Origin of the sequence: Pseudomonas sp. D4002 (genome assembly GCF_013385665.1) — a bacterium.
GTDB lineage: Bacteria > Pseudomonadota > Gammaproteobacteria > Pseudomonadales > Pseudomonadaceae > Aquipseudomonas.
In genome coordinates this window covers 1-10,480 of the sequence record NZ_JACAPN010000045.1, presented here as the reverse complement: position 1 = coordinate 10,480, position 10,480 = coordinate 1, and the positions used below count along the sequence as shown (strand labels likewise).

Annotated in this window: 8 protein-coding genes; 1 reads left to right on the top strand and 7 read right to left on the bottom strand. The window is 64.9% G+C overall.

The genetic code is table 11. The features are described 5' to 3' along the window. Positions 1-96 precede the first annotated feature (96 nt). The 7 genes from HX824_RS27780 to HX824_RS27750 all read right to left on the bottom strand — a co-directional run bounded on the left by HX824_RS27780 (position 97) and on the right by HX824_RS27750 (position 9,098). Entirely contained in the window at positions 97-1,239 is a 1,143-nt protein-coding gene (locus tag HX824_RS27780; RefSeq protein ID WP_003218626.1) for an LLM class flavin-dependent oxidoreductase, read from the bottom strand. Beyond that, a complete protein-coding gene (locus tag HX824_RS27775; RefSeq protein WP_177055657.1) occupies positions 1,229-2,221 on the bottom strand; it encodes an LLM class flavin-dependent oxidoreductase in 993 nt (330 codons plus the stop codon). Before HX824_RS27775 ends, HX824_RS27780 begins: the two co-directional genes overlap by 11 nt. A 159-nt stretch (positions 2,222-2,380) precedes the next feature. Beyond that, positions 2,381-3,367, bottom strand: coding sequence for an LLM class flavin-dependent oxidoreductase (locus tag HX824_RS27770; RefSeq protein WP_177055655.1), 987 nt, complete (start codon positions 3,365-3,367; stop codon positions 2,381-2,383). Further along, complete coding sequence (locus HX824_RS27765; RefSeq protein ID WP_087695236.1) at positions 3,364-4,353, bottom strand: LLM class flavin-dependent oxidoreductase; 990 nt, start codon at positions 4,351-4,353, stop codon at positions 3,364-3,366. The genes HX824_RS27770 and HX824_RS27765 overlap by 4 nt, the downstream gene beginning before the upstream one ends. Then, complete coding sequence (locus HX824_RS27760) at positions 4,350-5,267, bottom strand: 5'/3'-nucleotidase SurE (RefSeq protein ID WP_008430348.1); 918 nt, start codon at positions 5,265-5,267, stop codon at positions 4,350-4,352. The genes HX824_RS27765 and HX824_RS27760 overlap by 4 nt, the downstream gene beginning before the upstream one ends. Next, on the bottom strand, positions 5,264-6,601 hold the full coding sequence (locus tag HX824_RS27755; protein ID WP_008430347.1) for an LLM class flavin-dependent oxidoreductase: 1,338 nt from the start codon (positions 6,599-6,601) through the stop codon (positions 5,264-5,266). Before HX824_RS27755 ends, HX824_RS27760 begins: the two co-directional genes overlap by 4 nt. A 58-nt stretch (positions 6,602-6,659) precedes the next feature. Beyond that, positions 6,660-9,098 carry a TonB-dependent siderophore receptor gene (locus HX824_RS27750; RefSeq protein ID WP_003218616.1) on the bottom strand — a complete coding sequence of 813 codons (2,439 nt, stop codon included), beginning with the start codon at positions 9,096-9,098 and terminating at the stop codon, positions 6,660-6,662. A gap of 306 nt (positions 9,099-9,404) precedes the next feature. On the opposite strand from HX824_RS27750, the gene HX824_RS27745 reads away from it, so the two are divergent. Then, positions 9,405-10,397, top strand: coding sequence for a P1 family peptidase (locus HX824_RS27745; protein WP_003218615.1), 993 nt, complete (start codon positions 9,405-9,407; stop codon positions 10,395-10,397). The last annotated feature ends 83 nt before the right edge of the window (positions 10,398-10,480 follow it).

The window sequence follows — 10,480 nt, the reverse complement described above, 5'->3', positions numbered from 1 at the left end:
CAAGAGCGTTTTGCTTACTTTGCGCTGTTCAAAAGTGAGCCGCTGTAAGAGCGGAACCCATTTCAGCCATAACCGAAGAAACGGATATGTACTCAATCAACCCCGACCCACCTCAACATCCCTCCCCGAAGCCCCAATCCTGCGCAACAAAGGCAACACCTCCGCCCCCACATGAATCGACTCTTCCAGATGCGGAAACCCCGAGAGAATAAAGCTGTCCACCCCAAGCTGGTGATACTCCTCGATCCGCTCCGCCACCCGCTCATAACTCCCCACCAGCGCGGTCCCGGCCCCGCCCCGTACCAGGCCCACACCGGCCCAGAGGTTGGCCGAAACCTCCAGCTCCCGCGCCCCACGCCCACGGCCTTTCATCAACTCGGTCTGGCGACTCTGCCCCACCGATTCATACTTGGCCATCTGCCGCTGCGCCTGGTCAATGGCGTCCTTGGGAATCTCCTCCAACAGCCGCTCCACATGCGCCCAGGCCGCCTCGTCAGTGCGATCGGCAAAGATGTGCAAGCGCAACCCAAAGCGCAACGTCCGCCCCTGCATTGCGGCCAACTCACGCATCCGCAGCACCCGCTCGGCAATCATCGCCGGCGGCTCACACCACATCAGGTACGTCTGCCCATGGGCAGCCCCCACCTGCTCGGCAGCCTCGGAGGCGCCCCCAAAATAGATCGCCGGCACCTCGGCCCCAGGCGCCACCGGCGTGTTGATCCCACTGCGGTAGTAGCGCCCCGGATGCGCCGGCTGCTTGCCAGCCCACACCGCCTGGAACACCTGCAAAAACTCCGCAGTACGCGCATAACGCTCATCGTGTTCGAGAAAGTCCCCCAACGAACGCTGCTCAAAACGGCTGGACCCCGTCACCACATGCAACGCCAGGCGATTCTCGCTGAGCAATTGCAAGGTCGCCGCACGGTGGGCGGTATAGGCCGGCAGCTCCATGCCTGGTCGCAACGTCAGGAGGAATTTAAGCCGCCGCACCTCCTGGGCCAGCACCGCGGTAATCAGCCACGGATCCTCGAAACCGCTGGCGGTGGGCACCATGATTCCGTCGAACCCGGCCTGTTCGGTAGCCCGCACGATCTGGCGCAGGTAATCGAGGGTGGGGGCACGTTCGCCTTGCTGGAACAGCCCGACCTTGGGCAGGCCGCTGCTGGTGAGGTGGCGACCGTCGCCATTGGTGGGCAGGAACCAGTCGAGCTGGATCGGGGGGCGAACCTCAGTGTTCATGGTGCAGGCGCTCCTTGCGCAGGCCGTGTTGAAAAAGCAGCGGCAGGATCTGTTCACCAAAGCGCAGCACTTCGCCGACCGCCGGGCCGCCTTGCAGGATGATGTGGCCAAGGCCCAGGCCGTGCAGTTCCTGCAGGCGCGTGGCGATTTGGCGGGGCGTGCCCACCAGGATCAACGGTTGGCCAGGGTGCAGTTGCAGCAGGTTCGGGTGGATCTCCCACTGGCGCAACGGGTGACGGTCGCGGGGCACGGTGGCGATGCGGTGGTTGGGCAGGTCCTGGGTCGGCAGCAGGGCGGCGGCAGTTTCCCAGGCCAGGTCCTCGCTGTCGCCGATGACCAGGCCGAAGGTACAGGCAAGGGCCAGGCCCGGCTGAAGCTGGCGCCAGCGTTGTATTTCCTGGGCCAGCCACTGCGGATGCCCAGGCCGCAACAGGCAGACCTGGGCGTGGCCAGCCACCAGCGCGTGGCTTTGGCTGTCGTCCAGCACCAGTGGCGGCGCGGGCAGTTCGCGGCGGGCGACGCCGGCGTTTTCCAGTTGGAAATAGCGGCCTTGATAATCCAGGCCGCCGTCATTCGGTGCCAGCAGTTGTTGGAGAATCTCCAGGTATTCGCCGATGCGTTCGCTGCGCTGGTCGCGGTTCAGCCATTCGCCAAACGCACTGCGCAGGCTGCCTTGTTCGCCGTCGGGCAAGTGCAGGCGCACCCGGTGGCTGCTGATCGATTGCAGGCTTTGCAGGGTGGTGGCCAGGGCCGCCGGCAGCATGACTTCCGGCGGTACGCTCACCGACAATTGCACCCGTCGGGTGTGGGCGCATAACGCCGCCGCCACCCCGAGGCTGTCGGCACACAGCGCGCCGCCGGGGATCCACAGGCCGTCGATGCCGGCGTATTCCACCGCCTGGGCCAGCTGGATCCATTGCCCCGGCCGCGCCGCCCAGTCGGGGGTACAGAGGGGCATCAACCAACTGAATTCAAGGGGCATACACGGGCTCCATAGTTTGGCATCAGCATCACGCGTCGTCGTAGCAGCTGTCGAGCCCCGGCGAGGCTGCGTTCGCGGTGTATCTGACACACCGCTACGCAGCCTCGTTTCACTCGACAGCTGCTACGGGAGCTGACGCTTTCAGGGTGTTTGATCATCCTACTCTCGTCCTCGCCATCCGAGGGCCGGGGCGATGTCCCGGGCGATGATTTCCAGGCGCTTGAGGATCTGCGCCTGGGTCGAGCTTTCGGCCTGGACCACGGCGATCACGTAGTCAGCATAGGGCAGCAGGGACGGGTCCTGTTGCAGGCTGGCGATCACTTCGTCGGGATGGCCGTGGTGCACGTTCATCAGGCGCAGGTGCTCCTGCAGGTCCACGGCTTGATCAATCAGACCTTCGCGTTGCAGGCGCGGGATGTGGCGCTCGATATCCACCGCCAGTTCCGCTTGGGCACTGGCGCGATCCGCTGCCGGGAAAATTGCCCGCACCACGCCGATTCTCGGTGGGCGATCGGTGCGGGTCCAGGCATTCAAGTAGGCATCGGCCAGGGGTTTTTGCACCGTCAGCGGATCGTGGGTGGCGGTGCCCAGCAGCAAGCCGTTGCCCTGGCTGGCGGTGTATGCCGCGCCTTCGAGGCTGCCGTGGGAGTGCCACAAGCGGCTGCTCAAGCCGGTTGCTGGCGGTTGCAGGGTCAGCGCGCTGTGGGGCGTCAATGCCTCGCCGTCGAGTAACTGCTGGACCTGCTGCTGGTGTTCGCTGAAATCGACCTGGCGTTGCACGGCATCACGGCCAAACGCGCTGAAATTGTCGAGGTTGGCGCCGCCGCTGCCCAGGCCCAATTGCACCCGGCCGCCGCTGAGGGCATCGAGCACACTGGCGTCTTCCGCCAGGCGGATCGGGTCTTCGAAAGGAAGCACGATCACCCCGGTGCCCAGTTCGATATGCCGGGTTCGCTCGGCCACCGCCGCCAGCAGTACCAGCGGTGACGGCAGCCGGCCAAAGCCGTTGCTCAGGTGGTGCTGGGCAATCCAGCCACCGTCGAAACCGAGGGCCTCGGCGACTTCGAATTGTTCGATCAGGTCGCGGTAGACCTGCTGTGGATCGTCGCCAAAGGCGTGGCTGAGAAAGCCCAGTTTGAAGCTCATGTCAGGGTTCCTTGGGGCAGTGTCGGTTGCCAGCCGAGGGCCGGGGCGATCTGTTCGCGGATGATTTCCAGGGCACGGATCGCCTCCCGCAGCGGGGTGCTGGCGGTCTGTACTTGCAGCACCAGGTGGTCGTTGGCCGTCAGGCTCGGCCCTTGCTGCAACTGCTCGATGATCTGCTCGACCGGGCCGTGCAGGATGCCGAGGCGCCTGAGGGTGGCGTCGAAATCATCATCCACCGGCGCCTTGTACACGCCGATACTCTGTTGGCGTTGCACGTAGGCCTGGATATCGTTGCGCGTGGCGGCGTCCGGGTTCGGGATCAGCGCCTGTACCCGGGTGACACGGGGCGGGGTGCCGTTGTCACCGGTCCAGGCGTTGCGATAGCGGTTGACCAGTTCTACCCCGGCTTCGGGCGGCAGGTGCGGGTTGGGCGCCATGATCAGGCCGTGGCCGCGCTCGGCCACACGTTCCACCCGTGAGGTGGCTTCCCAGATTCGCTGCCCAAGGCCGGCTGCCCGTGGCAACAGGCGCGAGCCGCTGTCGGTCAGGGGGGCGTTGCCCAGGGCATGGATCAACTGTTGCAGGTGCTGCTCATAATCGCGGTGGCGCGCCTCAGGCTCACGACCGAATGCGGTGAACGTGTCGGGATCAAAACCCGCACCCAGGCCCAGCTCCAGCCGGCCATTGCTCAACAGGTCCAGCACCGAGGCGTCTTCCGCCAGGCGCAGCGGCGCTTCCTGGGGCAACACGATAATCCCGGTGCCCAGGCTGATCCGGCGGGTGCGCTGGGCGATGGCGGCAAGCAATACCAGGGGCGAGGGCAGGCGGCCGTTTTCGCTGGCGAAGTGGTGCTGCGCCACCCAGCCACTGTCAAAGCCCAACTCTTCGGCGACCTTGAACAACTCCACGGTGTCGCGGTAGACCTTGGGCTCGAAGCCGGGGCTGTAGACCCGGCTGAGAAACCCCAGGGAAAAACGCGAACTCATGGCTGCACCTCGCGGGCCAGTTGTTTTTGCAGGGCGGGGCCGGCGTTGATCGACTCCGGCAGGCCGCTGAACGGGCTGATGGTCAAGTAACCCTTGTTGAGCCATACCGCCTCATCCTGCTTCTGCTGCTCGGCGGTGGCGGCGGGGCTGTACTGGAAGCCGATGCCGGGTTTGCCCGGCAGCTTGAATTGCTTGAGGTCGTCGGTGTACACCGCTTCAAAGCCCACGTAGCTGCCGATGCGGGTGAGTTTCACGCCCTTGATCTGTGGGTCTTTTGGCAGGTTGATATTCAGGCCCAGGCCCTTGGGCAAGAGCGCGCCGTCGGGCTGGCGATGCTGGTCCAGGGCATTGACCAGTTTCGCCACCAGTTGCGCCGCGCGTTGTGGGTCTGCCTCCTTCAAATCGGTGCTGACCGCCAGCGCCGGAATGCCCGCCTGCACCGCGACACTGGCGACGTTGAACGTGCCGGAAGCGCTGTTGATCGCCCCCAGGTTATTCCCGGGGTTGGGGCCGACGATCACCAGGTCAGGGTGGGGCATGACTTTTTTCAGGCCCATCAGCAAGGCCATCACCGGCGTGCCGCTGATTTCTATCTGCACGTCTTTGCCGGCGCATTCGGGGCTTTGGCACACGCCGTTTTCAGTGGTGCTGATGTAGTAACTGTCGGGGTAGGCCGGGTCGTCGTCATGGCCAACGGTGACTTCGCGACCAAAGAAAAACGCACCGCCCCGTGCGCTCTGGTCGGCCTGCGGTGCGGCAATCCGCACCGTATGCCCCTGGGCCTTGAGCTCGGTGTACAGGGCGCGAATATTGGGGTGCTGATAACCGTCGTCGTTGCTCAGCAAAATGTTCAGGGCAAAGGCCTTCGAGACGAACAGGCTGCCGACTGCCAGCATCCATGCGCTGCGCTTCATGGTGTAACTCCCTGGGTAAAGCGATTGGCCGGGCGCGGCAGGCCGAGGTTTTCCCGCAGGGTGGTGCCTTCGTATTCGGTGCGGAACAGCCCGCGTTGCTGCAGCAGTGGAATCACCTGCTCGACGAACAGGTCGATGCCGCCCGGGAAGTACGGGAAGAACACGTTAAACCCGTCACAGGCACGGGCTTCGAACCACTGCTCGAAGAAGTCGGCAATGTCTTCGGCGGTGCCGATTACCGGGTTGCCGGCGGTCAGGTGCAGGTACAGCTGGCGGATGCTCAGGTTCTGGCTGCGGGCCAGTTCCAGCAGTTTGTCGCGACGGCTGCCGCGCTGGCCTACCGGGGTTTCCGGCAGCGGGCCGTCGAGGTCGTAGCCCGACAGGTCGATGTCATCGCCCAGGGTGTCGGCCAGGAAGCGCAGGCCCAGCACCGGGTCCACCAGGGCCTGGAACTCTTCGAACAGCGCCTGGGCCTGTTCGCGGGTTTCGCCGATAAACGGGGTGACACCGGGCAGGATCTTGATGTGGTCGGGGTCACGGCCAAAGGCGGCGGCGCGTTGCTTGATGTCTTGATAGAAAGCCTGGGCGCCGGCCAGGTCATGGTTGACCGCAAAAATCAGCTCGGCAACGCGGGCGGCGAGGGCCTTGCCGGGTTCCGACGCACCGGCCTGCACCAGCACCGGATGGCCCTGTGGAGGGCGGGCGACGTTGAGTGGGCCACGTACGGAAAAATGTTCGCCGCGATGATTCAGGGTGTGCAGTTTGGCCGGGTCGAAATACTCCCCGCTGGCCTTGTCGCGGGTGAAGGCGTCGTCGTCCCAGCTGTCCCACAGGCCCTTGACCACGTCGTGGAATTCTTCGGCGCGCTGGTAGCGGTCGCCATGGTCGATATGGGTTTCGCGGCCGAAGTTCCAGGCCTCATCCGAGACCACCGAGGTCACCAGGTTCCAGGCGGCGCGCCCCTTGGACAGATGGTCGAGGGAGGCGAACTTGCGGGCGATATGGTACGGCTCGTTGTAGCTGGTGGTGGCGGTGGCGATCAGGCCGATGTTGCTGGTGACGGCTGCCAAAGCGGCCATCAGGGTCAAGGGTTCGAAGTGTTCGGCGCGGGCAGTGCGGCTGAGGGCGTCATGATGATGGCCCCACAGGGCGACCACGTCGGCGACGAACAAGGCGTCGAATTTGCCGCGCTCGGCGGTTTGCGCGATGTGTTTGAAGTGCTCGAAATCCAGGCTGGCATCCGCCTGGGCCAGGGGATGGCGCCAGGCTGATACATGGTGGCCGCTGTTGGCCAGGAAGGCCCCCAGCTTGAGTTGATCGGTACGTCGGGTCATGGGCAGGCTCCCGCAAAAGGTCAGGCGCAGGGCCGGCGAACCGGCCCCGCGGGCTGGGTCAGAAGGCGTACGTCACGCCGGTGTACCAATAGCCACCGGTGGTGCCGTAAGGCGAAAAGGTACCGTACGGGAAGCCGCCGGAACTGCTTACCAGGTCGGTGCGTTTCGGGTACTTGTTGAACAGGTTGTTGGCCCCCGCATTCAGGGTCACGGCCTTGGTAAGGTGGTAGTCGATGTTCAGGTCGGTGATCCAGGTCGGCGCGAAGTTGCGGTCGTAGATCTCGGCGGTGCCGTACTCGGTGTAGGAGCCGTAGCGGGTCAGGTTGAGGCTGGTTTCAACCTTGTCGTAGGTCCAGGTGGTGCCCAGCAGCAGCTTGGATTGCGGCAAGCCGTACTTGAGGTTGCCCTGGCGCTGGCGGTCATAGCCACCGTCCGGGCCGAGGGCCTGGGCGGCCACGGTCGAGGCGTGGATCGAGTCGATCTGGGTGGTGTTCCAGTTGAAGCCGGCGCTGTATTTCAGGCTGCCATAGGCACCGATGTCCTGGCGGTAGTCGCCCACCAGGTCGACGCCGCGGGTGGTGGTGTCGAGGGCGTTGGTGAAGTAGGTCACCGCCTGGTTCGGGTTGAGCCCGGCGGCGGCGAGGATCGCGCTGATTTGCGGCGTGCCGCCCAGGTAACCGGTCTGGGCGATGCGGTCCTTGATCACGATCTGGTAGGCATCCAGGGTGATGTTGGTGTTGTCAGTGGGTTGCAGGGTCAGCCCGATGCTGTAGTTGGTCGACTTTTCAGGCTTGAGGGTGGTCGCGCCCAGGGCCTTGGCCACATCGGAGTTCACCGCCACGTTGCGGTAGTCGAACAGTTGCCCGTTGACGCTGGTTTGCGAGGTGGAGCTGTAGATCTGCTGGGCCAGGGACGGTGCGCGGAACCCGGTGCTGACGGTGCCGCGCAAGGCCAGGATCGGGGTCAGCTGGTAGCGGGTGGAGAACTTGCCGTTGGTGGTGGTGCCCGAGCCGTCGTTGTAGTGCTCGTAGCGCCCGGCCAGGTCCACGTGCCATTTGTCGGTGAGGTCCTGGCCGATCTCGCCGTAGCCCGCGAGGCTGATGCGGCTTTTTTCGGCGGCGTCGGCCGGGGTGGTACCGGCACCGGAAATGGTCCCGGGTGGAATGATCGCGCCGTTGGCACCGGTGTCGAACGGCCCGCTGGCGTAGGAGGCGAGGTCACCCTTGCCGATCTTGTAGTCTTCGTAGCGCTGTTCCAGGCCCCAGGAAATCTGCGTCGGCTTGTACAGGCCGAGGTCGAAGGCGCGGGTCAGGTCGAGGTTGTTGGTCCACTGGCTGAAGGTTTTTACGCCGGTGTCGACCGAGGTCGGTGAGTTCGGGCCGTAGCTCAGGTTGTAGGTGTCGGTGAGGGTGGCCCGGGCATGGTCCTGGCCGTAGGTGCTCGACAGGTCATAGTCCCAGCCGGCGGCCTGGCCCTTGCCGCCAAACGCCACCTGGAAGTCGTCTTCGATGAAGCGCAGGTTGTCTTCGATACCTTCCGGGTACGGGGTCTGGATACCGTTGAACGACGGCGGCTGGTGGAATGCCAGGGGCTTTTCCGAGTTGCGGTGGGTGTAGGTCGAGAACGAGTACAGGGTCAGCGCGTCGGCGACCGGCAGCTCGGCGTTGTAGCCGAGGCTGAAGTTCTTCGCCTCGGGCAAGCCGGTGCCGTAGTAGGTGTGGCGTTGGCTGGTGTTGCCGGCACTGTCGGTGTACGGCGCCGCATCGGAACGGTCCGAGACGTCCTGTTTCTTCACGTCCAGGGCGAGGTTGATGAAACCGTCGTTGGGCAGGGCCAGGCCGACATTGCCGGTTTGACGCACGGTTTCGCCGTCGCCGTTTTCATAGTTCTGGCCGTAGGTGGTGGACAAGCTGCCGCCGTGGTCGGTTTGCTTGAGCACGATGTTGATCACGCCGCCGATGGCGTCCGACCCGTATTGCGCCGAGGCGCCGTCACGCAGGACTTCGATGTGATCCACCAGGGCGGTGGGGATCATGTCCAGGTCCACCGGTTGCGAGCCGGAGTTGAGGGAGGTGGCGTTGTTCAGCAGCGCGCTGTTGTGGCGGCGCTTGCCGTTGACCAGCACCAGCACCTGGTCGCCGTTCAAGCCGCGCAGGCTGATGGGGCGCACGATCGAGGTCGAACCGAAGCCCGACGAGGCCGGCTGGTTGAGGGACGGCAGCACCTTGCTCAAGGCACGGGTCAGGTCGCCCTGGCCGGTGGCGAGCAACTGCTTGGAAGAAATCACGTCCACCGGCGCCGGGCTGTCGGCCAGGGTGCGGGCCTGGCCACGGTTGCCGATGACCACGACGGTGTCCAGGGGGTTATCGCTGGCCGGGGCGTCGGCGGCGAGGGTCAGGCTGCTGTAGCTGACGGCCTCGCACACGGCGAGGAACAACAGGGTATGGGCGAAAGCCTTGCCGGGTTGGCGGCGGCCTGCGGCGCGTGATGGATTCATGATGTGCAACACTCCAGTGTGGTTAGGCAACGGGCCTTGTTCGAGGACGGCTTGTTAAGTTCAAGCTCTGGTGGAGGCAGGAGAGCAAAGGCTGTGCCATCGCTGAAAAGTCTTGGATAACAAGGAGTTGTTGGAGGGTTTACGGGGCGGGTGGTGTTTTTCTAACAGGCGGGAGGGCAGGGTGTTGGTTTTTGTGCAGGGGATTTTTTCGCGAAGCTGCTAGCGTACGCTGGGCCGGGGGAGCGCCTCCTTGGCACACCCCTTGCTCTCCCCACGCCATACCTAAACCCAAGGAAGCTTTTCTGTATGCCTAGACCTGGCCCGCGCAACGCCCTCACTGATATTCCCGGCCTGGAGGTTGGCCACGCCACAGACCTGTACGCCGACACCGGCGTCACGGTGATCCGCCCGGATGGTTTCTGGACTGCCAGTATCGACATTCGCGGTGGAGGCCCAGGTGGTCGCGAAACCGCGGCGCTGGAGCCGGAGAACATGGTGGGCCAGCTGCACGCGCTGGTGTTTGCCGGTGGCTCGGTGTTTGGCCTGGCGGCGGCGGATGCGGTGGCGGCGAAGTTGTCCCAGGACCAGGTGGGGTTGCATTTGAAGCCGGGTGCGCCGGCGATTCCTATCGTGCCGGCGGCGGTGTTGCATGATTTGGCGAATGGCGGGGACAAGGATTGGGGCCTGGAGCCACCTTACCGGCGGCTGGGGTTTGAGGCGCTGGCCAATGCCGGTCCGGAGTTTGAGCTGGGCTCTGTCGGGGCCGGGCGTGGGGCCATGGCCGGGGTGCTGAAAGGCGGGCTGGGGACGGCGTCCCTGGATTTGGGCGATGGGTTGGTGGTTGCCGCGTTGGTGGTGGCTAACCCGATTGGTTCGGTCTACATGCCGGATGGCGAGACGTTCTGGGCCTGGCCCTGGGAGGTGGCGGGGGAGTTTGGCGGGGCGCGGCCGGTGACGGAGATGGATTGCAGTGATCCGATGCCGGAGTTGTCGCGGCTGGATTCCATGGGGCGTCTGCAAGCGGGGGCCAATACCACGCTGGTGGTGGTGGCGAGTACGGCGCGGTTGACGGTGGCGGAGTGCAAGCGGGTGGCGATCATGGCGCAGGACGGGATTGCCCGGGCGGTGCGGCCAGCGCATTTGCCGTTTGATGGGGATACGGTTTTTGCGTTGGCTTCGGGGGCAGTGGAGGTGGCGGATGGGCCTCGGCGGCAGGTGGAGATTGGGCGGATTGGGTCGGCGGCGGCTGATTGTGTGGCTCGGTCGATTGCTCGGGGGGTGTTTGCTGCGCGGGGTTAGGGTGGGGTGTATATCCGTTACTCCGCGGGCCGCCGCGACGGGCCATCCATGGCCCGGCGCGGCTAAACCGGCGTCCTGCCGGT

Excerpts from the sequence above, each read along its gene's own strand:
- HX824_RS27765 (WP_087695236.1), bottom strand. The coding sequence starts at position 4,353 with ATGAGTTCGCGTTTTTCCCTGGGGTTTCTCAGCCGGGTCTACAGCCCC.
- HX824_RS27760 (WP_008430348.1), bottom strand. The coding sequence starts at position 5,267 with ATGAAGCGCAGCGCATGGATGCTGGCAGTCGGCAGCCTGTTCGTCTCG.
- HX824_RS27755 (WP_008430347.1), bottom strand. The coding sequence starts at position 6,601 with ATGACCCGACGTACCGATCAACTCAAGCTGGGGGCCTTCCTGGCCAAC.
- HX824_RS27745 (WP_003218615.1), top strand. The coding sequence starts at position 9,405 with ATGCCTAGACCTGGCCCGCGCAACGCCCTCACTGATATTCCCGGCCTG.
- HX824_RS27780 (WP_003218626.1), bottom strand. The coding sequence starts at position 1,239 with ATGAACACTGAGGTTCGCCCCCCGATCCAGCTCGACTGGTTCCTGCCC.
- HX824_RS27775 (WP_177055657.1), bottom strand. The coding sequence starts at position 2,221 with ATGCCCCTTGAATTCAGTTGGTTGATGCCCCTCTGTACCCCCGACTGG.
- HX824_RS27750 (WP_003218616.1), bottom strand. The coding sequence starts at position 9,098 with ATGAATCCATCACGCGCCGCAGGCCGCCGCCAACCCGGCAAGGCTTTC.
- HX824_RS27770 (WP_177055655.1), bottom strand. The coding sequence starts at position 3,367 with ATGAGCTTCAAACTGGGCTTTCTCAGCCACGCCTTTGGCGACGATCCA.